The 22,819-nt window shown below is 70.6% G+C and carries 20 protein-coding genes and 1 pseudogene; 16 read left to right on the top strand and 5 right to left on the bottom strand.

Annotation, left to right across the window (positions count from 1 at the left end; all coding sequences use genetic code 11):
• Positions 1 to 117 precede the first annotated feature (117 nt).
• From ABQJ56_RS07845 to pncB, 4 genes are all read left to right on the top strand, one after another.
• Positions 118 to 669, top strand: coding sequence for a response regulator (locus ABQJ56_RS07845; protein ID WP_367844447.1), 552 nt, complete (start codon positions 118 to 120; stop codon positions 667 to 669).
• A complete protein-coding gene (locus ABQJ56_RS07840; protein ID WP_367844631.1) occupies positions 558 to 848 on the top strand; it encodes a winged helix-turn-helix domain-containing protein in 291 nt (96 codons plus the stop codon). The genes ABQJ56_RS07845 and ABQJ56_RS07840 overlap by 112 nt, the downstream gene beginning before the upstream one ends.
• The gene (locus ABQJ56_RS07835; protein WP_367844446.1) at positions 845 to 2,128 is read left to right on the top strand and encodes an ATP-binding protein; all 1,284 of its coding nucleotides are present in this window, start codon (positions 845 to 847) and stop codon (positions 2,126 to 2,128) included. The genes ABQJ56_RS07840 and ABQJ56_RS07835 overlap by 4 nt, the downstream gene beginning before the upstream one ends.
• A 302-nt stretch (positions 2,129 to 2,430) precedes the next feature.
• Complete coding sequence (gene pncB, locus ABQJ56_RS07830; RefSeq protein WP_367844445.1) at positions 2,431 to 3,615, top strand: nicotinate phosphoribosyltransferase; 1,185 nt, start codon at positions 2,431 to 2,433, stop codon at positions 3,613 to 3,615.
• 4 nt (positions 3,616 to 3,619) lie between these two features.
• On the opposite strand, the gene queG is transcribed toward pncB, so the two are convergent.
• On the bottom strand, positions 3,620 to 4,684 hold the full coding sequence (queG, locus tag ABQJ56_RS07825) for a tRNA epoxyqueuosine(34) reductase QueG (protein WP_367844444.1): 1,065 nt from the start codon (positions 4,682 to 4,684) through the stop codon (positions 3,620 to 3,622).
• Positions 4,685 to 4,731: 47 nt separating this feature from the next.
• On the opposite strand from queG, the gene ABQJ56_RS07820 reads away from it, so the two are divergent.
• The 5 genes from ABQJ56_RS07820 to ABQJ56_RS07800 all read left to right on the top strand — a co-directional run bounded on the left by ABQJ56_RS07820 (position 4,732) and on the right by ABQJ56_RS07800 (position 11,358).
• On the top strand, positions 4,732 to 6,213 hold the full coding sequence (locus ABQJ56_RS07820; protein ID WP_367844443.1) for an NAD(P)H-hydrate dehydratase: 1,482 nt from the start codon (positions 4,732 to 4,734) through the stop codon (positions 6,211 to 6,213).
• Positions 6,210 to 6,671, top strand: a complete 462-nt coding sequence (tsaE, locus tag ABQJ56_RS07815) for a tRNA (adenosine(37)-N6)-threonylcarbamoyltransferase complex ATPase subunit type 1 TsaE (protein WP_367844442.1) — start codon at positions 6,210 to 6,212, stop codon at positions 6,669 to 6,671. The genes ABQJ56_RS07820 and tsaE overlap by 4 nt, the downstream gene beginning before the upstream one ends.
• Before the next feature lie 194 nt (positions 6,672 to 6,865).
• Complete coding sequence (locus ABQJ56_RS07810) at positions 6,866 to 8,389, top strand: N-acetylmuramoyl-L-alanine amidase (RefSeq protein WP_367844441.1); 1,524 nt, start codon at positions 6,866 to 6,868, stop codon at positions 8,387 to 8,389.
• Between the two features lie 47 nt (positions 8,390 to 8,436).
• Positions 8,437 to 10,263 (top strand): DNA mismatch repair endonuclease MutL, encoded by a 1,827-nt coding sequence (mutL, locus tag ABQJ56_RS07805; protein ID WP_367844440.1) that lies wholly within the window; start codon positions 8,437 to 8,439, stop codon positions 10,261 to 10,263.
• A gap of 171 nt (positions 10,264 to 10,434) precedes the next feature.
• Positions 10,435 to 11,358: a DUF1684 domain-containing protein gene (locus tag ABQJ56_RS07800; protein ID WP_367844439.1), complete on the top strand. Its 924-nt coding sequence runs from the start codon at positions 10,435 to 10,437 to the stop codon at positions 11,356 to 11,358.
• 45 nt (positions 11,359 to 11,403) lie between these two features.
• Here the strand turns inward: ABQJ56_RS07800 and ABQJ56_RS07795 are convergent, their stop codons facing one another.
• Positions 11,404 to 12,186, bottom strand: a complete 783-nt coding sequence (locus ABQJ56_RS07795; RefSeq protein ID WP_367844438.1) for an enoyl-CoA hydratase-related protein — start codon at positions 12,184 to 12,186, stop codon at positions 11,404 to 11,406.
• 161 nt (positions 12,187 to 12,347) lie between these two features.
• Here ABQJ56_RS07795 and bamJ point away from each other — a divergent pair, with 161 nt between their 5' ends.
• From bamJ to ABQJ56_RS07770, 5 genes and pseudogenes are all read left to right on the top strand, one after another.
• Entirely contained in the window at positions 12,348 to 13,091 is a 744-nt protein-coding gene (gene bamJ, locus ABQJ56_RS07790; protein ID WP_367844437.1) for a BamJ family beta-barrel-assembly machinery protein, read from the top strand.
• 33 nt (positions 13,092 to 13,124) lie between these two features.
• A pseudogene (locus tag ABQJ56_RS07785) lies at positions 13,125 to 13,906 on the top strand (CoA pyrophosphatase).
• Positions 13,903 to 14,751 (top strand): sulfurtransferase, encoded by an 849-nt coding sequence (locus ABQJ56_RS07780; RefSeq protein ID WP_367844436.1) that lies wholly within the window; start codon positions 13,903 to 13,905, stop codon positions 14,749 to 14,751. The pseudogene ABQJ56_RS07785 and the gene ABQJ56_RS07780 overlap by 4 nt, the downstream one beginning before the upstream one ends.
• Before the next feature lie 78 nt (positions 14,752 to 14,829).
• Positions 14,830 to 15,318 (top strand): GNAT family N-acetyltransferase, encoded by a 489-nt coding sequence (locus tag ABQJ56_RS07775; RefSeq protein WP_367844435.1) that lies wholly within the window; start codon positions 14,830 to 14,832, stop codon positions 15,316 to 15,318.
• Between the two features lie 217 nt (positions 15,319 to 15,535).
• On the top strand, positions 15,536 to 17,698 hold the full coding sequence (locus ABQJ56_RS07770) for a TIM-barrel domain-containing protein (protein ID WP_367844434.1): 2,163 nt from the start codon (positions 15,536 to 15,538) through the stop codon (positions 17,696 to 17,698).
• Between the two features lie 27 nt (positions 17,699 to 17,725).
• On the opposite strand, the gene ABQJ56_RS07765 is transcribed toward ABQJ56_RS07770, so the two are convergent.
• The 3 genes from ABQJ56_RS07765 to ABQJ56_RS07755 form a co-directional block, all read right to left on the bottom strand.
• Positions 17,726 to 18,481 carry an enoyl-CoA hydratase/isomerase family protein gene (locus tag ABQJ56_RS07765; RefSeq protein ID WP_367844433.1) on the bottom strand — a complete coding sequence of 252 codons (756 nt, stop codon included), beginning with the start codon at positions 18,479 to 18,481 and terminating at the stop codon, positions 17,726 to 17,728.
• Positions 18,482 to 18,499: 18 nt separating this feature from the next.
• Positions 18,500 to 19,984: a DUF4139 domain-containing protein gene (locus tag ABQJ56_RS07760; protein ID WP_367844432.1), complete on the bottom strand. Its 1,485-nt coding sequence runs from the start codon at positions 19,982 to 19,984 to the stop codon at positions 18,500 to 18,502.
• Between the two features lie 112 nt (positions 19,985 to 20,096).
• The gene (locus tag ABQJ56_RS07755) at positions 20,097 to 20,873 is read right to left on the bottom strand and encodes an IclR family transcriptional regulator (protein WP_367844630.1); all 777 of its coding nucleotides are present in this window, start codon (positions 20,871 to 20,873) and stop codon (positions 20,097 to 20,099) included.
• Positions 20,874 to 21,024: 151 nt separating this feature from the next.
• Here ABQJ56_RS07755 and fucP point away from each other — a divergent pair, with 151 nt between their 5' ends.
• On the top strand, positions 21,025 to 22,332 hold the full coding sequence (gene fucP, locus ABQJ56_RS07750; protein WP_367844431.1) for an L-fucose:H+ symporter permease: 1,308 nt from the start codon (positions 21,025 to 21,027) through the stop codon (positions 22,330 to 22,332).
• On the top strand, positions 22,332 to 22,700 hold the full coding sequence (locus ABQJ56_RS07745) for an L-rhamnose mutarotase (RefSeq protein ID WP_367844430.1): 369 nt from the start codon (positions 22,332 to 22,334) through the stop codon (positions 22,698 to 22,700). The genes fucP and ABQJ56_RS07745 overlap by 1 nt, the downstream gene beginning before the upstream one ends.
• The last annotated feature ends 119 nt before the right edge of the window (positions 22,701 to 22,819 follow it).

Here is a 22,819-nt window from a genome sequence, read left to right as displayed (position 1 = left end):
TCCCGTGCCGGGCCGGATGTGAGCACCTGTTGCGGTTTGGCCATCCGGAAACAATTGCTTGCAATTGCCGTCGCGGTCCGCTTGCCGTCGCCGCCGGGCGCGCGGGATAGTCACGCCATGGACACCCCCCACATCCTCGTCGTCGACGACGACCTGCGCCTGCGCGACCTGCTGGAACGCTACCTCGCCCAGCAGGGCTTCCACGTGCGCGGCGCCGCGCATGCCGCGGCCATGCATCGCGAACTGGCCGCGCATCATGTCGACCTGATCGTGCTCGACCTGATGCTGCCGGACGCCGACGGCCTGGAACTGTGCCGCGTGCTGCGCGCCGAAGGCATGGAGATGCCCGTGATCATGCTCACCGCGAAGGGCGACGAGGTGGATCGCATCGTGGGGCTGGAGATCGGCGCCGACGACTACCTGCCCAAGCCGTGCAATCCGCGCGAACTGGTGGCCCGCATCCGGGCCGTGCTGCGCCGCCGCCCGCGCGTTCCCGCGGGCGCGCCGCAGGCCGAGCGCGAGCCGGTGCACTTCGGTCGCTTCAGCTTCGATCCGGCCTGCCGCCAGCTGCTCGACGGCGACGAACCGGTCAAGCTGACCAGCGGGGAGTTCGCGGTGCTGGCGGCCCTGGTGGACCACCCTATGAGACGCTCAGCCGCGAACGCCTGATCGCGCTGGCGCGCGGGCGCGACCACGAGGCCTTCGACCGCAGCATCGACGTGATGGTGTCGCGCCTGCGCCGCTGCCTCGAGGACGACCCGCGCCGGCCGCGCTGGCTACAGACGGTGTGGGGCAAGGGCTATGTCTTCGTGCCGGACGGTGCGGCGCGGGACGGGGAGGGCGCATGAACCGCAGACCCACCACTTTCGCGCTGGTGCTGGCGCTGCTGGCGCTCGCGCTGCTGCTGGCGCTGGGTCTGTCCGCCGTGCTGTCGGCGCGCCTCAACCGGCAGATCGCCGGTCTCGTCTACGGGCGCCTCGCCAGCGCCACCGCGGTAGCCACCGACGAGCTGGCGCTGCGCCACGATGCCGAGGCCGAGCGCGTGCTGGCACGGCTCGCCACGCTGGGCGTGCACCTGGCGACCGGTGCGCCGCCGCCGTCCACGGTGCGCGTGGCCCCCGTCGCACGGGCGGCGGCCAGGCACGCCGGCGAGCAGCTCGACGCCCCGATGCGCGTGGTGGTCGTGCAGAACCCCGACACGCACCTCTGGGTTTCCAGCGCCCATGCGCCCGACCGCTGGATCGTGATGAGCGAACCGAGCAACCGCGAGCGCGTGCTGGCCTCCTCGGCGCGCATCGCCGTGCTGGCCGGGCTGATCGCGCTTGCGCTCGCGGCCTTGCTCGCGCGCCTGTTGACGCGGCCGCTCGAACGGCTTGCCGGGAGCGCCGGCGCGCTGCTGGCTGGCGAGCCGGTGGCGCTGGACGGCAGTCCGCACGAGGTCGAGCGCCTGGCCCAGGCGTTTCGCGAGGCGGGCGCGCGGCTGCGCGGCAGCGCCCGCGAGCGCGAGCTGATGCTGGCCGGCATTTCGCACGACCTGCGCACGCCGCTGGCGAGGTTGCGGCTGGCGCTGGAACTGGGCGATGCAGCCGACCTGCAGCGCAGCGAAGCGATGGTGGCCGACCTGGAGGAGCTCGATGCTGCGCTGGAGCAGTGCCTCGCCTTCGTGCGCGACGGCCGCGACGAGGCTCCCGACACCATCGACCTCGCCACGCTGGCCAGTCAACTGCTTGGCCTGCGCCACGAGTCCGATGCCTGGCAACTGGACGGCCCGGACAGCTTGCCCGTGGTCGTGCGCCCCAGGCTGCTGCGTCGTGCGATCGGCAACCTGATGGACAACGCCGAACGCCACGGCGCCGCGCCGTTCCGCGTGGCCATCGGCCGCGATGCGCGGGGTGTCTTCGCGAGCGTGGCCGACAAGGGGCTGGGCGTTCCGGTGGCACTGCTGCCGCAGCTGGGCCGGCCATTCCTGCGTGGCGACCGCGCGCGCAGCACCGCCGGCACCGGGCTGGGCATCGGCATCGCCATGCGCGCCGCCGAACTGCATGGCGGCGCGCTGGAACTCGCCAACGCGCCCGGTGGCGGCTTCGTCGCCACGCTGCGGCTGCCCGACCTTCCGCCCGCGCACTGAAGAACGGCCCCGGACGATCCGTGGCTGGCTGAAAACTGAACCGATGCGTGCGGCTTCCTTGAACTTCCGCCATAGCGGCTACACTAAGCATCACGTATCGCCGTGAGGCGACAGGAGACGGGGGCAAGACATCGCACCGTCGGGGGGTCGGCCCCTCTCTCCCCTCTTTTTGATGCGCCGACCTGACGAATCCCGGTAGCTACTCCCCTGGCTACCGGGATTTTTTATGCCCGCAGTTTGCCGCCGGCATGGATAATCGCGTATTCGGCGCCCCTGGCGCCGCCGCGCCGAACGGGCGACGCATGATCATCGAATCGCTGCTGGACACCGATCTCTACAAGTTTTCGATGATGCAGGTGGTGCTGCACCATTACCCCGCTGCGCAGGTCGAATACCGCTTCAAGTGCCGCAACCCCGGCATCGACCTGGTGCCGTACATCGACGAGATCCGCAGCGAGCTGGATGCCTTGTGCCGGCTGCGTTTCAGCGCGGAGGAACTGGACTACCTGCGCGCGATGCGCTTCATCAAGAGCGACTTCGTGGATTTCCTGGGCTTGTTCCGGCTCAACGCGAAATACGTGACGATCGCGGCGGCCGAAGCCGGCAACGGCGAGATCGAGATCCGCATCAAGGGGCCGTGGCTGCACACCATCCTGTTCGAGGTGCCGCTGCTGGCCATCGTCAACGAGGTGTACTTCCGCAACGCGCAGCCCGGCCACGATCTCGTCGAGGGGCGCCGCCGGCTGCAGGCGAAGATCGCGCTGCTGCACGGCACGCCCGGCTACGAGCACTGCCGCATCGCCGACTACGGCACGCGCCGGCGCTTCTCGCGGGTCTGGCACGAGGAAGTGCTGACCACCCTGCGCGACGGGCTGGGCACGCAGCTCGCCGGCACCAGCAACGTGTGGTACGCATGGAAGCTGGGACTCACCCCGCTGGGCACGCTGGCGCACGAATACCTGCAGGCGCACCAGGCGCTTGGCCCGCGCCTGCGCGATTCGCAGGTCGCCGCGCTGGAGGCCTGGGCGAAGGAGTACCGCGGCGACCTCGGCATCGCGCTGTCCGACGTCTACGGGCTGGAGGCGTTCCTGCGTGACTTCGACATGTACTTCTGCAAGCTGTTCGACGGCGCGCGCCACGATTCCGGCGACCCGTTCGACTGGGGCGAGCGCATGCTGGCGCACTACCGCGCCAACCGCGTCGATCCGCGCAGCAAGGTGCTGGTGTTCAGCGACGGCCTGGACATTCCCAAGGTGATGCAGCTCTACGAGCATTTCCGCGGCCGCTGCCTGCTCGCCTTCGGCGTGGGCACCAACCTCAGCAACGACACCGGGCCGACGCCGCTCAACATCGTGATCAAGATGATCCGCTGCAACGGCCAGCCGGTGGCCAAGCTCAGCGACTCGCCGGGCAAGAACATGTGCGAGGACGAGGCCTACGTGACCTATCTGCGCCAGGTGTTCGGGATACCCGCCACGCAGGGCTGAGGTTTCAGTCCGCCTGTCGCGCCAGCGCCCACGCCACGTGCTCGCGCACCACGGGCGAAGGGTGGTCGGCGCGGGCCTCGAGCGCGTCGCGCACCGCGGCCGACTTCGGCGCATTGCCCAGCGCCACCGCGATGTTGCGCAGCCAGCCCTCGTGGCCGGTGCGGCGGATCGCCATGCCTTCGGTGCGTTTCAGGAACTCGTCCTCGCTCCAGGCGAACAGCTCGACCAGCTTCGCGCCGTCGAGGCTGTGGCGCGGCGCGAAGTCCGGCTCGACAGTGTCCTGCGCGAACTTGTTCCAGGGGCAGACCAGCTGGCAGTCGTCGCAGCCGAAGATGCGGTTGCCCATCGGTGCGCGCAGTTCCTCGGGGATCGAGCCCTTCAGCTCGATCGTGAGGTAGGAGATGCAGCGGCGCGCGTCGAGCTTGTACGGCGCGAGGATCGCCCGGGTGGGGCAGATGTCGATGCAGCGGCGGCAGGAACCGCAGTGCGCGCTGGCGGGCTCGTCCACCGGCAGCGGCAGGTCGGTGTACAGCTCGCCGAGGAAGAAGTACGAGCCCGCGTGGCGGTTGATCAGCACGGTGTGCTTGCCGATCCAGCCCAGTCCCGCGTTGCGCGCCAGCGCCTTTTCCAGCACCGGCGCGGAATCGACGTAGGCGCGGTAGCCGAAATCGCCGACCACGCCGTGGATGCGCTCGGCCAGCTTCTGCAGGCGGTTGCGCATCAGCCTGTGGTAGTCGCGGCCCAGCGCGTAGCGCGCCACGTAGCCGGCCTCGCCGTCGCGGATCACCTCCCAGGCGTTGCGCGTGCCCGGCGGCACGTAGTCCATGCGCACCGAGATCACCCGCTGCGTACCCGGTTCCAGCTCGGCGGGGCGTGCGCGCTTTGCGCCGTGGCGCGCCATGTAGTCCATTTCGCCGTGGTGGCCGTCGGCCAGCCAGCGTTCCAGGTGCTGTTCGTCCTCGCCCAGCGCCACGCCGCTGATGCCGGCGTCGGCGAAGCCAAGCTCGCGCGCCCATTGCTTGATGTCGCGGGCGAGGGCGGCGTAGTCGATGGCGGTGCTGGTGGACATGCGCGCATTGTAGGCGGGTGGTGCGAGCCGCATGCCTATAATCGCGCATGCCCCATTCACCCCGCAGCCGCGAGCTCCATACCGTCGACCAGGTGCGCGCGCTGGATCGTCGCGCGATCGAGGTGCTGGGCGTGCCGGGTTTCGAGCTGATGCGCCGCGCGGCATGGGCGGCGCTGTCCAGCCTGCGCCGGCACTGGCCGCAGGCACAGCGCATCGCGGTGCATTGCGGGCCGGGCAACAACGGCGGCGACGGCTTCCTGCTGGCGACGCTGGCGCGCGAATCGGGCTTGCACGTGGAGGTGCTTGCGCTGGGCGAGGCGTCCGCGGGCGATGCCGCCCTGGCGCGGCAGGCGTGGAAGGATGCCGGCGGTGCCGTGCGGCTGTGGCGGGCCGGCGAAACCTTGCCCGAGGCCGACGTGCACGTCGATGCGCTGTACGGCACCGGGCTGCGCCGCGCGCCGGAGCCGCCGGTGGCGGCACTGATCGAGGCGATCGGCGCCAGCGGCGCGCCGGTGCTGGCGCTGGACGTGCCCTCGGGGCTGGATGCCGACACCGGCAGCGTGCCTGGTGCGGCGATCCGCGCCGACGTCACGGTGAGCTTCATCGCCGCCAAGCGCGGCCTGCATACCGGCCACGCCGCGGCGCATGTCGGTGTGCTCGAACTCGACGCGCTGGGCCTGCCCGGGTCGCTGTGGCAGGACGCGTCGCCCGACGCCCGGCTGTTGACCGCCACGCAACTGCCGCCGCGTCCGCGCGACGCGCACAAGGGCATGAACGGCCACGTGCTGGCGATCGGCGGCGAGCACGGCATGGCCGGTGCGGTCCGCCTGTGCGGCGAAGCGGCGTTGCGTGCCGGCGCGGGCCTGGTCAGCGTGGCGACCCGCGTGGAGCATCTGCCCGCCCTGAATGCCGCGCGGCCCGAACTGATGGCGCACGGCGTGGACGGTCCGCAGGCGCTGGAACCGCTGCTGGCCCGCGCCAGCGTGCTCGCCGTGGGGCCGGGCCTGGGGCAGGGCGCCTGGAGCCACGCGCTGTGGCTGACCGCGCTGGACAGCGGCAAGCCGCTGGTGCTCGATGCCGACGGGCTCAACCTGCTGGCGCGCGAGCCGCGCCGCTTCACGCAGGCCGCCGTGCTGACGCCGCATCCCGGCGAGGCGGCGCGGCTGCTCGGCAGCACGGTGGCCGCGGTGGAGGCGGACCGTTTCGCCGCCGCGCGGGCACTGGCCGATCGCCATCATGCGGCGGTGGTGCTGAAGGGCGCCGGCAGCCTGGTGGCCGCGCCGGATGGACGTCTGGACGTCTGTCCGTGGGGCAATCCGGGCATGGCCTCGGGCGGCATGGGCGACCTGCTCACCGGCGTCATCGCCGCCTTGCTGGCGCAGGGCGCCGAGGCTTGGCAGGCAGCCTGCCTTGGCGCGGGACTGCACGCGCGCGCCGGCGATCGCGCGGCGCGGCGCGGCGAGCGCGGCCTGCTGGCCAGCGACCTGCTGGTGCCGCTGCGCGCACTGGGCAATGGGCTCGACGAATGACCGAACGTCTCTGGGCACTGGCCGACGAGGCCGCCACCCACGCGCTGGGCCGCCGCTTCGCCGCGGCGCTGGATGGCGGCGGCATGGTGGTCCACCTGCACGGCGAACTGGGTGCGGGCAAGACCACGTTCGCCCGCGCGCTGCTGGGTGCGCTTGGGGTGGGCGAGCGCATCAAGAGCCCCACCTACAGCCTGGTCGAGCGCTACGACGCCCAGGGCCGGCCGGCCTGGCACCTGGACCTGTACCGCATCGCCGACCCGGGCGAACTCGAATGGCTGGGACTGGATGCGCTGGCCGACCAGACCGCACTCGTGCTGGTGGAATGGCCCGAGCGTGGCCGGGGGGCGCTGCCTGCAGCGGACCTGACCCTGCACCTGGCGTATGCCGACGGTGGGCGGCAGGCGCGGCTGCAGGCACATACCGCCCGCGGCCGCGATTTCCTGGGGCGCGTGCCCTGAGCCGCTACGGCAAGTCGCGGTTTCCATACGGAAAAGTCTCGATGGCCTGGCTGTGCGTACCAGCCTGGTGGCACTCGCGGCATGGGCCACTTGCGATCCATATCTAGACAAAAACTGATGAATGACCTGCAGGTCATGGATATTCAAGGGAAAAATCCTTGCAATCCTCGTGTGCCTGCGATTCAATGCGCCCCATGCGTGCTTTCCTGAACAGCTGGGGTGGGGTACTGATCGTCGCGCTGGCGTCCGCGCTGGCGCCGGGTGGCGCGCGGGCGGCCGACGTGACGGCGGCGCGGGTCTGGGCCGATGCCAGCCATACCCGGCTGGTGTTCGACCTGGACGGGGTTCCGGACTACCGCATCGACCGCGGCAGCGACCAGGTGGTGGTGGATCTGGCGCGTGGCAAGCTGGGCGCCGGTTTCGCCAACCCGGCCGCGCAAGGCCTGTACCGCGGCATGAGCCAGGGCCGGCAGGGCGATCGCCTGCAGCTCACGGCGCGGGTGACCGCCGGCAGCAAGGTGCGCAGCTTCGTGCTCAAGCCCAGTACGGGCGACCATTACCGGCTGGTGCTGGACCTGCTGCCGGGCAGCAGTGATGCTGCGGCCGACCGTACCCCCGCCGTCGCCGCGCAGCCGGCCAGCACGCCGGCGGCTGCGCCGCGCCAGATCGCGGTCGCGCCGGCAAGCGGTCGCCATGGCGGCAAGGCCATCGGCGCCAGCCGCCAGGTCACCGAACAGGCCGCCGCGCTGCTGGATGGCCAGCGCAAGGTGGTGGTGTGCATCGACGCCGGCCATGGCGGCAAGGACTCGGGCGCGATCGGTCCCGATGGCACGATGGAGAAGAACGTCACCCTGGCGGTGGCGCGCAACCTCGCCGCGCAGATCGACAAGCAGCCGGGCATGCAGGCGGTGCTCACCCGCGACGGCGACTACTTCATTCCGCTGGCGCGCCGCTACCAGATCGCGCGCGAGCACGACGCCGACCTGTTCGTCTCCATCCACGCCGACTCCTACGCCAGCGGCGACGCGCGTGGTTCCTCGGTGTGGGTGCTGTCCTCGCGCGGCAAGAGCTCGGTGGCGGCGCGCATGCTGGCCGACCGTGAAAACAGTTCCGACCTGATCGGCGGCGTCTCGCTGGCTTCCGAGGATGACAGCCTTGCCAAGGTGCTGCTGGACATGCAGCAGGGCTGGGCCGTGCAGGCCAGCGACACGGTGGCCGGCAATGTGCTGAAGGCACTCGGCCAGATCGGCCCCACCCATCGCGGCTACGTGGAGAGCGCGAACTTCGTGGTATTGCGTTCGCCCGACGTGCCCTCGATCCTGGTCGAGACCGCGTTCATCAGCAACCCGGTGGAGGAGCGCAAGCTGCGCGATCCCTCGCACCAGAAGGCGCTGGCCGAGGCGGTGATGAGCGGGGTGAAGAATTACTTCGAATCCACGCCGCCCCGGGGCACCTGGTTCGCGGCGCAGGCCGCGCGCCGCAACGGCACCGAGCTGGCCGCGGCAAAGCCGGGCAAGCCGCAGGCCGCCGAGCCGACCGACGATGCATCGACCGCCGCCGACGCCAACGTGCGCGACCTGCATCGCGTGGGCGAGGGCGAGAGCCTGCGCAGCATCGCGCGGCAGTACGGTGTCAGCATCAGCGCGTTGAAGAGTGCCAACCACATCGACGGCAACGCGGTGCGCACCGGCATGGTGCTGGCGATTCCCGCGAGTTGATCGCCGCGCGACGGCGCCGGGATCGGCGCAACTGTTAAAGTGCGCGGATGCCCGTCATCCGTCCATTGCCTCCCGAGCTCATCAACCAGATCGCCGCCGGCGAGGTGATCGAGCGTCCCTCGTCCGTGGTCAAGGAGCTGGTCGAGAACAGCCTCGACGCCGGTGCCGCCCGCATCGAGGTGGAGATCGAGGCCGGCGGCGCGCGGCTGATCCGCGTGCGCGACGACGGCGGCGGCATCGCGCCCGACGAGCTGCCGCTGGCGGTGGCCTCGCACGCCACCAGCAAGATCGGCAGTTTCGACGACCTGGAGCACGTCGCCAGCATGGGTTTCCGCGGCGAGGCGCTGGCCTCGGTGTCCTCGGTGGCGCGCTTCGCGCTCACCTCGCGCCAGCGCGGCGCCGAGGCCGCGTTCCGCATCGAGGTCGACGGCGGCAGGCTGCAGGCGGCGTGTCCCGCGCAGCATCCGCCCGGCACCAGCGTGGAAGTGCGCGACCTGTTCTACAACGTACCCGCGCGCAAGAAGTTCATGCGCGCCGAGCGCACCGAATTCGCCCACATCGACGACCTGCTGAAGTCGCTGGCGCTGGCGCGCGGCGGCGTGGAGTTCCGGCTCGTCCACAACGGCAAGCCGGTGCGTATCTGGAAGGCCGCGCGCGACGAGCAGGCGCAGCTGCAGCGTGTCGCCGAGGTGCTGGGCGAGGATTTCCCCGCGCAGAGCCTGCGCGTGGACCATGCCGCCGCGGGCATGCGGCTGTCCGGCTGGGTGGGCCTGCCCACCGCCTCGCGTTCGCAGGCCGACCAGCAGTACTTCTACGTCAACGGCCGCCTGGTGCGCGACCGCGTGGTGGCGCACGCGGTGCGCCAGGCCTATGCCGACGTGCTGTTCCACGGACGCCATCCCGCTTTCGTGCTGTATCTCGAACTCGATCCGGCCGGCGTCGACGTGAACGTGCACCCGGCCAAGCACGAGGTGCGCTTCCGCGAGCAGCGGCTGGTGCACGACTTCCTGTTCCGTACCCTGCACGAGGCGCTGGCGCAGACCCGCGCGGGGCAGGTGGAGTCGCACGCGCAGGCCGACGAGGGGCGACTGCACATGAGCACCGCGAGCGCGCCCGCGCCCGGCCTGCCTGCCGTCGCCCGCAGTGCATCGTGGCCTGCCCGCGCGGAGCAGAGCCGGCTGGCGCTGGGCGTGCGCGACGAACCGCTGGCGGACTACGCCGCGCTGCTGGGCGAATCGCCGCGCGCCGCCGTCGCGGCAGCCCCGATGCCGGCCACCGAAGAGGGCGAGGCGCCGCCGCTGGGCTATGCCATCGCCCAGCTCAAGAGCATCTACATCCTCGCCGAGAATGCGCAGGGCTTGGTGCTGGTGGACATGCACGCCGCGCACGAGCGAATCACCTACGAGAAGCTCAAGGCCGGCCGCGCCTGCAGCAACCTGCGCTCGCAACTGCTGCTGGTACCGCTGAACATTGCGGTGAGCGCGAAGGAGGCCGCCGCCGCCGAGGAGCACGCCGAGGCGCTGGCCGAGTGGGGGCTGGAGCTGTCGCGCAGCGGCCCGTCCGGCGTGGTGGTGCGGCGCATTCCGGCACTGCTCGAAGGGGCCGACGTGGCCCGGCTCACCCGCGACGTGCTGGCGGAACTGGCCCAGCACGGCAGTTCGCGCCGGCTGCAGGAGCTGGAGAACGAACTGCTTTCGACGATGGCCTGCCACGGCTCGGTGCGCGCGGGCCGGCGCCTCACGGTGCCCGAGATGAACGCATTGCTGCGCGAGATGGAAGCTACCGAGCGTTCCGGCCAGTGCAACCACGGCCGTCCCACCTGGACGCAGCTCAGCCTGGGCGAGCTGGACCGGCTGTTCATGCGCGGCCGGTAGCGCCGAGGTACTCCTCCCCCTGCTTGCAGGGGAGGTCGGGAGGGGGTGAGCTTTTCCTCGGATGAAAAGCACCCCTCCCCAGCCCTCCCCTGCAAGCAGGGGGGGGCGCCGGCTTGCCTGTCCCGCGTTTGGACGTCCATACTCGGGCTTCCATTGCCGCGGATCGTCCCCATGTTGCGAGTCGCCGCTTTCCTGTTCGCCCTGATTCCCGGAGTTGCCACCGTGTCCGCCGCAGAAGCCCCGTCGAGCTACACCCATGAGATCGAGCAGTGGCGCGCCGCCCGCGTGGCGCGGCTCACCGCGCCGGACGGCTGGCTCAGCCTGATCGGGCTGGAATGGCTGCACGAGGGCGCGAACCGCGTGGGCAGCGCCGCCGACAACGACATCGTGCTGAAGGCTGGCCCCGCGCACCTGGGCACGGTGACACTGGCGGGCGATGGCACGGTGCGCATCGCGCTGGCGCGTGACAGCGGCGCCACCGTCGACGGCAACGCCGTGGCCGAAGCCGCGCTGGTCGACGACATGCACGTCGCCGCCGGCGCCGAGCCCACCACGGTTCGCTTCGGCAACGCCAGCTTCTACGTGATCGATCGCGACAGTCGCAAGGCGTTGCGCGTGAAGGACACCGACGCGGAGGCGCGCCGCGATTTCACCGGCATCGACCATTTCCCGATCGATCCGTCCTGGCGCATCGAGGCCGAGTGGGTGCCGTTCGTGCCGGCACACGATCTCGAGATCGGCACGGCCATCGGCACCATCGACAAGGTGAAGGTGCCGGGCAAGGCGGTGTTCCACCGCGACGGCCACGCCTACGAACTGCTGCCCTACCAGGAAGAGCCGGGCGGTGAATTGTTCTTCGTGCTGGCCGACCGCACCTCGGGCAACGAAACCTACGGCGCTGCGCGCTTCCTCTACGCCGCGCTGCCCGTCGGTGGCCTGGACAAGCCGGGCAAGCTGATCCTCGACTTCAACAAGGCCTACAACCCGCCCTGCGCGTTCACGCCGTTCGCGACCTGCCCGCTGGCGCCGCCGGAGAATCGGCTGGATCTGGCGGTGACCGCGGGCGAGAAGAAGTACGCCGGCGGGCATCACTGAAAGGAAACTTCCCCTCCCTGCAGCGGAGAGGAAGAACGGCGAAGGTCAGGCGCCCTTGAACGCTGCCTTGCGCTTTTCCAGGAATGCGCTGGTGCCCTCGCGCATGTCCTCGGTGGAGAACATCAGCGCGAAGCCCTGGGTCTCGAACTCCAGCCCCTGATCGAGCGGAGCCTCGCCGCCCTGCAGCACCGCGTCGAGGATGCCGGCGGCGGCCAGCGGCGCGGCGGCGGCGAGCTGGTCGGCGAGCGCGTCGACGGTCTCGTCCAGCGCCTCGGGTGCCACCACGCGGTTGACGACGCCGAGTTCATACGCGCGCTGCGCGCCGATGGCCGTGCCGGTGAGGCACAGCTCCAGCGCGGCGCTGCGGCCGGCGAGGCGCAGCAGGCGCTGGGTGCCGCCGAAGCCGGGGATCAGGCCGAGGTTGATCTCGGGCTGGCCGAACTTCGCCTTTTCGCTGGCCACGCGCAGGTGGCAGGCCATCGCCAGTTCCATGCCACCGCCCAGCGCGAAACCCTGGATGCGTGCGACCATCGGCTTGCCGAGGCGCTCGATGCTCGTCATCAGCCGCTGGCCGGCGCGCGAGAAGCCTTGCGCCTGCACCGGCGTGTAGCCGTTCATCTCGGCGATGTCGGCACCGGCCACGAAGGCCTTCTCGCCTGCGCCGGCCAGCACCACCGCGCGCACGGCGTCGTCCTGCGCGGCCTGGGCGAAGGCGATGGTCAGTTCGTTGAGCGTGTCGCGGTTCAACGCGTTGAGCTTGTCCGGGCGGTTCACGGTGATGGTGCGCACCGCGCCGCGGTTGCTGATCTCAAGATTGCGATAGGCCATGCTGGAAACTCCGACCAGGTCGAAACGCGAATGGTAGCAGCGGGAACCTTTGCCGCCGTCGGGTTTCTCATGCCACGGACGCTGCACGCAATACGCGAAACGCTTACGATGGGGCGTCCCGGAGCAGCCGCGACGTACGGCGAGGCGAGATGGAGAATGGCATGACACGACTGCGTTGGCTGCTGCCCTGCCTGCTGCTGGTCGGCGTGGCGCATGCGCAGATCCGTCCGCAGCAGCCGGCTCCGGCGAAGCTGGACAAGGCCAAGCTCTCCTACGCGATCGGCTACCAGATCGGCAGCCAGTTCGTGGATGGCCGCAGCCAGGCCGGCATCCCGGATGTCGACATCGCCACCCTGCAGCGTGCGATCCAGGATGCCTACAACAAGCGGCCGCCGGCGGTGTCGATGCAGGCGATGCATCAGCAGCTGAGCGCCTTCAACCAGCAGCTGCGCACCGACGCGCAGGCCGAGTTCGAGCAGGTCGCGGCGGCCAATGCGCGCAAGAGCGCCGCGTTCATGGCGAACAACGCCAAGCAGCCCGGCGTGGTCCAGCTGCCCTCCGGCATCCAGTATTCGGTGTTGAAGAAGGGCGACGGCACGGCCAGCCCCACGGTCAGCAGCACGGTGGTGGTGAACTATCGCGGCATGCTGGTGGACGGCACCGAGTTCGACAGTACCTGGGCACACGGTGCGCCGGTGAGCTTCACCGTGGACCACGTGATCCCGGGCTGGCGTGACGTGATCCCGCGCATGCACGTGGGCGACCGCTGGAAGGTGGTGATCCCGCCGCAGCTGGCCTACGGCAAGGAAGGCGCGCTGCCGCGCATCGGCCCGAACGAGGCGCTGGTGTTCGAGATCGAGTTGCTGGCGATCAAGCCGCCCGCGCCGGACCAGGATGCACCCTGAGCGCTTGGTATCCTGCTGCTAAAATGCCGGGACATGCCGAACGAACACCCCGCCGCGCCATCCTCCCCCGCCACGCCGTGCATCGGCGTCTGCCAACTGGATTCCCGGGGTTATTGCATCGGCTGCCGCCGCACGATCGAGGAGATCGGCCGCTGGCGCGGCATGAGCGAGGCGGAGCGGCTGCGCGTGATGCGCGAGGTGCTGCCCGCGCGTGCCGGCCCATGAACGACACGCTGTTGCAGGCCCTGCGGCCGCTGTCCGACCCTCCCGGCGCGCCGGGCTGGAACCATGCCGAGATGAGCGAACTGCTGGGCGACACGCCGCGTCGGCCCGCGGCGGTGCTGATGGGCCTGCGCGAGGGCGTGCAGCCGCGACTGGTGCTCACCGTGCGCACCGATCATCTGCAGTCGCACGCCGGCCAGGTGGCGTTTCCCGGTGGCGGCACGGATCCGGGCGACGCCGACGCGCTGGCCACCGCGCTGCGCGAGAGCGAAGAGGAGATCGGCCTCGACCGCGATCTGGTGACGCCGCTCGGCTACCTCGATTGCTTCGAGACGATCAGCGGCTACTGCATCACCCCGGTGGTGGCGCGCATCGCCGCGAACGCGCAGCTGCGCCCCGCTCCCGCGGAAGTGGCCGAGGTGTTCGAGGTGCCGCTGGCGTTCTTCCTTGAACCGGCCAACCTGCGCCGCTATGTCATGGAATACCGCGGCCACCGGCGCGGGATGGTGGAGTTCGTGCACGGCGGGCACCGCATCTGGGGCGCCACCGCGGCGATCCTGCTCAACCTGCTGACGAGGATGGGACGCGCATGAAGACCACACTGATTTCCGCGGCCGAACTCGGCGTGCTGCCGCCGGGCGAAGCGCTGATCGTCGATTGCCGCAAGGATCTCGCCGATGCCGCCAAGGGTCGGCGCGACTACATGGCGGGCCACATTCCAGGCGCGGTCTACGCCGAGCTGGACGCCGACCTCTCCGATCTCGCACTGCAATCGCGCGGCCTGGGCCGCCACCCGTTGCCGTCCGCTGCGGCGTTCTCCGCCGCACTCGGTCGCTGGGGCTGGCGGCCGGGCCTGCAGGTGGTGGCGTATGACGCCGCCAACGGCGCGCTGGCCGCCGCGCGACTGTGGTGGCTGTTGCGCCTTGCCGGCGAACGGGCCGTGGCCGTGCTCGATGGCGGCTACGCCGCGTGGCAGGCCGCCGGCCTGCCGGTGGAGACCGCCGTGCCGCGACGCGCGGCGACCAGGGTCGCGGTGCAATTCGACCCGGCCCAGGTGCTGCTCGACCACGATGCGCTGCACGCCGCGCCCGCACCGCTGCTGCTCGACGCGCGCGCCGCGCCGCGTTACCGCGGCGACACCGAGCCGCTCGATCCCGTCGCCGGCCACGTGCCCGGCGCGCTGAACCGCCCGTTCGCCGACAACCTCGCCGCCGATGGCCGCTTCAAGCCCGCGGCCGAGCTTGAGCGCGAATTCCTCGCCGTGCTCGGCACGCGCGCGCCGGCCGAGGTCGTGCACATGTGCGGCTCCGGTGTCACCGCCTGCCACAACCTGCTGGCGATGGAGCACGCCGGGCTCGTCGGCTCGCGCCTGTACGCACCGTCGTGGAGCGGCTGGGTCAGCGACCGCTCGCGGCCGGTGGCTACGGGCGGGGAGTGAGCGCCGCGCTTCGCTGCAGGGCCGCGAACACGGCGGACCCGGAAGAACCATGGGCTGCTGATCCCCAGGACGCACGCGATGAACACACCCGCCCGCTGGCACGGCATCCGCATCGTCGGCTTCGAGCCGCGCTGGCGGGAGGCGTTCGCCACGCTCAACATCGAATGGCTGGAGCATTGGTTCGTGGTCGAAGCATACGACCGCGAAGTGCTGGGGAATCCCGAGAAATACATCCTGGCGAATGGCGGCCACATCCTGTTCGCCATCGACGAAGCCGGGCGTGCACTCGGCACCGTCGCGTTGAAGAACGAGGGCGACGGCGTCTACGAACTCACCAAGATGGCGGTGGCGCCCGAAGCGCGCGGCCGCGGCGCGGGCCGTCAGCTGATGGACGCGGCGCTGGCCCTGTACCGCACGCTCGGCGCGCGCGAACTGTTCCTGGAATCCAGCAGCCTGCTCGCGCCCGCGCTGGCGCTGTATGAAAGCGTGGGCTTTCGCCACCATCCGGCGCCGCGTGCGGGTTCGCATTACGCGCGCGCCGACGTGCACATGATCTGGGAGCCTTGAGCATCTGCTCGCGGTTTCGGCATCACGGCGCGCGCCACGCGGAGACCGCCGGCCCCGGGTCGGCCCTTGCCCTTGCGTCGCGCCGCCGGCGCCTGCGGTGTGGCTTGTGTGCGTGGAGGGAAGCGGCCGTCGAGGAAGTCGTCAGGTGGCAGCGCGACGCGCAGCGCGGCGCCTTTCGGTAAGCTGGCCGGCGTCCCCCGATACCGAGAGGCGCCGCATGTCGAGACTGCTGCCGAGCACCGCCTTCGCCCTGAGCCTGTTCGCCGGCACCGCGCTGGCTGCGCCGCCGGGCCAGCCTGTTGCCGCGACGACACACGTCACGGCCGAGCAGATCGGCGACGGCATCGCCGCCTTCCTGCCGCCGGGCATGACGACCTATCCCCACTCGCTGGCCTTGCTGCGCACGCCGGTGGCCGAAGGCGCGCTGCCGGCGCAATGGCCGATCCGCCCGCGCTTCGACCGCCACGACGGCAAGACCCGCGTCACCGTGGCGGTGCCGCAGGGCGCCGACCTGTACGGCACCGGCGAGGTCACCGGCCCGCTGCGGCGCAACGGCGCAAGCATCACGTTGTGGAACACCGACAACTTCGAGTACGCGAAGGACGACGGCAAGCAGCTCTACCAGTCGCACCCGTGGGTGCTGGGCGTGCGGCCGGACGGCAGCGCGTTCGGCGTGCTGTTCGATTCCACCTGGCGCGCCACGCTGGCCACCGGCAGCGACATCGTGTTCGAGTCCAGCGGGCCGGCGATGCCGGTGATCGTGATCGACCGCGCCTCGCCGCAGGCCGTGCTGGAAGGGCTGGCGGCGCTCACCGGCACGATGCCGCTGCCGCCGCGCTGGGCGCTGGGCTACCAGCAGTCGCGCTGGTCGTACACGCCCGATACGCGCGTGCTGCAGATCGCCGAGGAGTTCCGCAAGCGCCGCATCCCGGCCGACGTGATCTGGATGGACATCGACTACATGGACGGCTTCCGCGTGTTCACCTTCAATCCAAAGACGTTCCCGGACCCGAAGCGGCTCAACCGCGAGCTGCATGCGCGCGGCTTCCACAGCGTGTGGATGATCGACCCGGGCGTGAAGATCGATCCCGGCTACAAGGTCTACGACAGCGGCACCGCGCAGGACGTGTGGGTGAAGGATGCGCAAGGCCACGATTACCACGGCACGGTGTGGCCCGGCGCGGTGGTCTATCCCGACTTCACCCGGCCGCAGACGCGGCAATGGTGGTCGGGCCTGTACAAGGACTTCATGGCGCAGGGCGCGGACGGCGTGTGGAACGACATGAACGAGCCTTCCGTGTTCAACGTGGAAGGGCAGACCATGCCCGACGACAACCAGCATCGCGGTGGCGGCGCGCTGGCGCCGGGGCCGCACCTGGAATACCACGACGTGTACGGCATGCTGATGGTGCGCGCCACGCGCGAGGGCATCCAGGCCGCGGACCCGGACAAGCGGCCGTTCGTGCTGACGCGCTCCAACTTCCTCGGCGGCCAACGCTACGCGGCCACCTGGACCGGCGACAACGCCTCGACCTGGGACGACCTCAGGCTGTCGATCCCGATGTCGATCAACCTCGGCCTGTCCGGCCAGCCGTTCAGCGGGCCGGACATCGGCGGCTTCAGCGGCGTGGCCACGCCCGGGCTGTGGGCGAACTGGATCGCGGTGGGCGCGTTCTATCCGTTCTCGCGCGGGCACACCATCAAGGCGCCGCAGCAGAAGGAGCCGTGGGCGTTCGGGCCGGCGGTGGAAAAGACCGCGCGCATCGCCATCGAGCGCCGCTACCGCTTGCTGCCGTATCTCTACACGCTGTTCCGGCGAAGTTCGGTGGACGGCGTGCCGGTGATGCAGCCGGTGTTCTTCGCCGATCCGCGCGACCCGCGGCTGCGCGCGGAGCAGCAGGCCTTCCTGCTGGGCGGCGACCTGCTGGTGGTGCCGGCCTTCGCGCAGCAGCCGGCCCTGCCGCAGGGCATCTGGCGCACGGTGTCGCTGGTCGACGGCGACCGTGCCGATCCGCTGCAGGCCACGCTGAAAGTGCGCGGCGGCGCGATCGTGCCGCTGGGGCGGATCGTGCAGGACACCAACGAGGATTCGCTCAAACCGTTGACCCTGCTGGTATGCCTGGACGCGCACGGCCAGGCGCAGGGCGAGCTGTACGAGGACGCGGGCGAGGGCTACGGCTACCGCCGCGGCGAATACCGCCTCACCACCTACCGCGCCGAACGCCAGGGCGACACGGTGAAGGTGGACATCGCCGGCCGCGAGGGCCAGTGGCCGGCCGCCGCCCGCCCGGTGGTGGTGCAACTGGTCACCGATGCGGGCGTGGTCACCGCGCATGGCGCGGACGGCCACGTCACGCTGCACCTGCCGCGTGCGCACTGAGGCGCGCGGCAGCTGCCGGGAAGGGCATCAGTCCTTCTTGCCCAGCCGCGCCACCAGCGCCTGCAGCGTGGCCTGCGTCTGCGGGTGGTGGAAGCCCTCGACGAAGTCGTCGATCGGCAGCGCGTCCACATCGGCCCACACCTCGGCCAGATCGGCGCGGGCGATGCGGCGCGTGCCGAGCATGGAGTGCGCGGGACGGGTCAGCAGCTCGTCCAGCCAGACGCGGGCACGGGTGACCACCTGGTCGATGCCGGTGGTCTCGTCCACGAAGCCGCAGGCCAGCGCTTCCTGCGCGTTGACCATCGCGCCGGCCACCAGCAGCCGCTCGGCACGGTAGGCGCCCACCACGCGGCGCAGCGCGAACTGGATGCAGTCGGGCACGGTCAGGCCTACCTGCACTTCGTTGAGGCCGATCCTGTACGGGCCCTCGGCCATCACCCGGTAGTCGCAGAACAGCGACAGCACCGCGCCGCCGGCCGGGCTGTGCCCGGTGATCGCGGCCACCAGCGGCACCGGCGAGCGCGCCAGCGTGCAGCCCATGTCGAAGAACTCGCGCCAGAACGCGCGCACGCCGGCGCGGTCCAGCTTGAGCAGGGCGGGCACGTCCACGCCGGCGCTGAACATGCCGGGCACGCCGGACAGCACGATGCCGCGCGCGCCGTTTCCGATGGCGTCGTCGACGGCGGAGTGGAGCGCGCGCAGCAGTTCCAGGTTCAGCGCGTTGACCGGCGGGCGCGCCAGCCGGATCTCGGTGACGGCGTCGTGCGGGATGACTTCGAGCATGGGGCGATTCCTTGGAAGTTACTGCTGCGGATGCTGGTCCGCGGTCCAGCGGTAGTGCACGGCGTAGTCCAGCACCGCCTTGCCGTCGGCGGGCACGTTCACGCGGAACTCCAGCGTGTCGGTGGTCTGCCTGGCGGGCTGCTGGCTGGACGAGGCCAGCTTCCATTCGCGCCAGCGGTTGGGGTGCTCGCGCACGGTGACGGTGCGCGCGCTGTCGCCGGCATTCGTGAGCGTGATGCGGAAGGCCTCGTCCAGCGTGCGGCCGGCCTGGTCCACGTGGAAGGCGGTGCGCTCGCGCCGGGCGCGCAGGTCGAAGGCCTGGCCCAGCGTGATGCTCGCGTCGCGCCCCTTGGGCGTGTCCTCGATGCGGCCTTCGCCGATGAATCGCGGCGTGCCGTGGCTGTCCTGCGCGAGCACGCGCAGGTAGCCGGCGGGCAGGCTGTCGAAGGCGGTGAGCTTGAGCGTGCCGACGATGTTGCCGCCGGTGGTGTCGCTGTTGAAGTCGCGGCCCAGCATCGGCTGCTGCGGCAGCCAGTTGCCGCCGTTTTCGTAGAGGCTGGTGCGCTCGCAATCCATGCCGCGCGTGGCGTACAGCGGTACCTGGCTGACGCTGCCGTCGGGCAGGCTCACCGGTGCGGGCAGGGTGTAGCTGCGGTAGTTGTCCATCTGTTCCTGCTGCGGCATCGGCGCGGCGGCTGCAAACGCCTTGGCCTGCATCATCAGCGGGCGCGGCGCCGAGGCCTTGGCGAAGTTCGGCTCGCCCGCGATCAGGGTGAGCTTCGCGTCGTTCCAGTCGCGGCCGCTGCGGTTGGCGATGCTGGCGCGCGATTCGAACTGCATGCGGCACGCATCGCCCGGCTGCAGCGTGGCCACGTAGGCGGCGCGCCAGCCAAGGCCGCTGGTGGGATAGCTGAGCACGGCCTCGCTGCTGCCGCCGCGCGCGGCGGCCACGCGCAAGCGCAGGCTGGAGCCGCCGGGAAAGTCGCCGTTGCCCACGCGCACGCCAGCGTACTGGTGGATCCAGGTCGTGCCCGGACTGGTGCCTGAAGTGCTTTCTATCATCAGGCCATCGGCGCCGACGCGCTTCAAGGTGCCACTGGCAAGCGTTCCGCCATTGCTGCCCAGCACGCTGACCTCGCGGCCGATCAGGCCGGTGAGCGCGGCGCTGCCGCCCCGGCCCAGCAGCAGGCGCTGCGAGACTACCCTGGCGCCACCGTCGGGAAAGCCCAGCGCCAGCGCCTCGGCATCGAGATGGTCGGGCAGGTCGCCCAGGGTGATGTCCTGCAGGCCGGGCCTGAGCGTGAGCGCGCGTTGCTCGCGGATCACCGCGTAGCCGTCGTCGACGTTGCTGTCGCCGCTGCTCGCGTACAGCGTGGCGCTGTCGCTGCGGTACAGCGTGATGTCGGCACCGCTCGCGGTGGGCGTGGCTGCACCGGCCGGCGTGGCGATGGCGAGGCCGGCGACGCAGGCCAGCGCGAGGACGGACAGGGCGGGCTGGTTCATGGCGGGGTTCCTTGCGGGTTCGGGATCTTCTTGCAGGAGCGCACCGTGTGCGCGATGGCCCGCGCCTCGATCAACGCCAGGACAATCGCGCGCAGGATGCGCTTCCGCGGGCTTACCGCTTCGGCGTTGTCGTGCCGTAGTGCAGGATGTCGGAGATCTCCGCCGTGGCCTGGCACAGCGCCGCGATGGTGCGTTGCTGCGTCTGCGCCGAGGCGCGTTGCTCGATGAACGGCACGGTGAGCGCACACACGGCGTGCCCGTGCTGGAGCACCGGTGCCGAGATGTCGGTGACCGCGTCCACCACATGGCTGCGTGCGCAGGCGTAGCCCTGGCTGCGCACCTGGGTGAGCTGGCGCATGAGCTTCTTGCGGTCGAGGTCGGCCTCCTGGCTGGCGATGATGTCCAGCCAGTGCTCGCGCAGCTGCTCGTCCTGGAACGCCAGCAGCACGTGGCCGGAGATGGATTGCGACATCGGCCGGCGATGGCCGATGCGCACCACCAGGGCGATCTCGCCGGGCGGGTCGGCGCGGGCGATCACCACGATCTGGTCGCGCGACGGCACCACCAGGTGGCAGGCCTGCTCGGTGGTTTCGGCAAGCCGGTGCATCACCGGCAAGGCGGCCTCGATCGCGCTCTTCACTGGCGGCAATTCCATCGCCAGGCGGAACAGCCGCGGCGTGATGCAGTAGCCGCCGTCGCCTCCGGTGCGGGCAATGTAGTCGCGTTCCTCCAGCACCTGCAGCATGCGGAAGATCTCGCCGCGCGAGCGGCCGACGCCTTCGGAGATTTCCACGATGCTCAGCGGCTTGTGCGCGCTGGCCAGCAGTTCGAGGATGTCCAGGCCCTTGTCGAGGGCGGGAGCGCGGTATTTGGAGTCGGGCTTCGTCATGGTCTGGCTAGCTTGCCGCATGCGGCGGGTGGCCGTCATGTCATCCTGGCATGCTGCGGTGCGTCTTTGCGCTGGTGAATAACTGTTTCATATTTGCACCGCCGTGTCCGGCATGCGCGAACTGCAACGGGAGATCGGGGTGGATGCACGAATGACGACGGAACACCCGGCCACGCCGGCAACCGCTGCACCGCAGGGCCTGCGCCGCTGGCTGCCGCTGTTCCTGATCGTGGGCCTGTTCTTCCTGTGGGGCGCCGCGAACAACCTCAACGACGTGCTGATCGCGCAGTTCAAGATGGCCTTCGTGCTTGACGATTTCCAGGCAGGCCTGGTGCAGAGCGCGTTCTACCTCGGCTATTTCCTGGTGGCGATGCCCGCGGCGATGTTCATGCGCCGCTTCGGCTACAAGGAGGCGGTGGTGGTGGGCCTGGTGCTGTACGGCGCGGGCGCGCTGCTGTTCTGGCCGGCGGCGCAGCTGCGCACCTACGGCATGTTCCTGTTCGCCCTGTTCGTGATCGCCACCGGGCTGGCCTTCCTGGAAACCTCGGCCAATCCGCTGATGACCGTGCTGGGGCCGCGCGAGGGCGCGGCGCGCCGGCTCAACTTCGCGCAGGCGTTCAACCCGCTGGGTTCGATCGCCGGCGTGCTGATCGGCAAGCATTTCATCCTCGCAGGCGTGGAGCACACGCCGCAGCAACTGGCCACGATGAGCGCCGCCGGGCGCGCCACCTACTACGCGGCGGCGACGCACGCGGTGCAGGGGCCCTACCTCTGCATCGGCCTGGTGGTGCTGGCCTGGGCCGCGCTGGTGCTCGTGATGCGCTTCCCCGCGGTGGCCGCACCGCACGTGCCGACCACGCGCGCCACCGGGCACGACGGCGCGCTGGCCCGTCTGCTGCGCGACCGCGGCTTCACCAGCGCGATGGCGGCGCAGTTCTTCTACGTGGGCGCGCAGGTCGGCGTGTGGAGCTACACCATCCGCTACGTGCAGGCATCGATGCCCGGCACCTCGGCGCACGCGGCGGCGGACTTCATCCTCGCCGCCCTGGTGTGCTTCATGGCGGGCCGCTTCGCGGGCACGGCGCTGATGAGATACCTGGCGCCGGTGCGCCTGCTGCTGGCGTTCGCCGCGATCAACGTGCTGCTCAACCTGTACGCGCTGCTGCGGCCGGGCCTGGGCGGCGCCTGCGCGCTGGTGGCCTGCAGCTTCTTCATGTCGGTGATGTACCCGACCATCTTCGCGCTGGGCGTCGAAGGCATGGACGACGACGAGCGCAAGCTCGGCTCGGCCCTGCTGGTGATGACCATCATAGGCGGCGCGGTACTCACCGCGGCGATGGGCGCGGTGTCCGACCTCGCCGGCATCGCGCGCGCGCTGAGCGTGCCGGCACTGAGTTTCGCCGTGGTGGCGTGGTTCGCCTGGCGACGCCTGTCGCATGCGGGCAGGGCGGACACCTGATGCCGCGCCTCTACTACGCCCTGGATTTGCGCGACGATGCGGCGGCCATCGCCGAGTACGAGAACTGGCACCGGCCCGACGTGGTCTGGCCGGAGATCGTCGCCTCGATCCGCGCCGCCGGCATCGAGGACATGGAGATCTTCCGCAGCGGCAACCGGCTGGTGATGGTGATGCAGGTGCCTGACGATTACGACGCCGCGGGCAAGCAGGCGGCCGATGCGGCCGATCCGCGCGTGCAGGCCTGGGAGCAGTTGATGGATCGCTACCAGCAGCGCCTGCCGTGGGCGAAACCCGGCGAGAAATGGGTGGCGATGCGCGGAATTTTTTCGTTGAAGGCGGCGCTGGCAGCCTGCGACGCGCGCAGCTAGACCAGCAAGGGAGTCCCCCCGGCTCTGCCGGGGAGGCTGTAGAAGTTTGACGTATGCAGGAGTCCATCGGGGAAACTCCGAACGTGAGCCGCCAAGCACACGAAACGGAGCATCCCGAT

The sequence above is a fragment of the Rhodanobacter geophilus genome (assembly GCF_040812275.1).
Classification (GTDB): Bacteria; Pseudomonadota; Gammaproteobacteria; order Xanthomonadales; family Rhodanobacteraceae; genus Rhodanobacter_A; species Rhodanobacter_A geophilus.
Note: the sequence above shows the minus strand (reverse complement) of the source record. Positions and strands in the feature narration are given on the sequence as shown.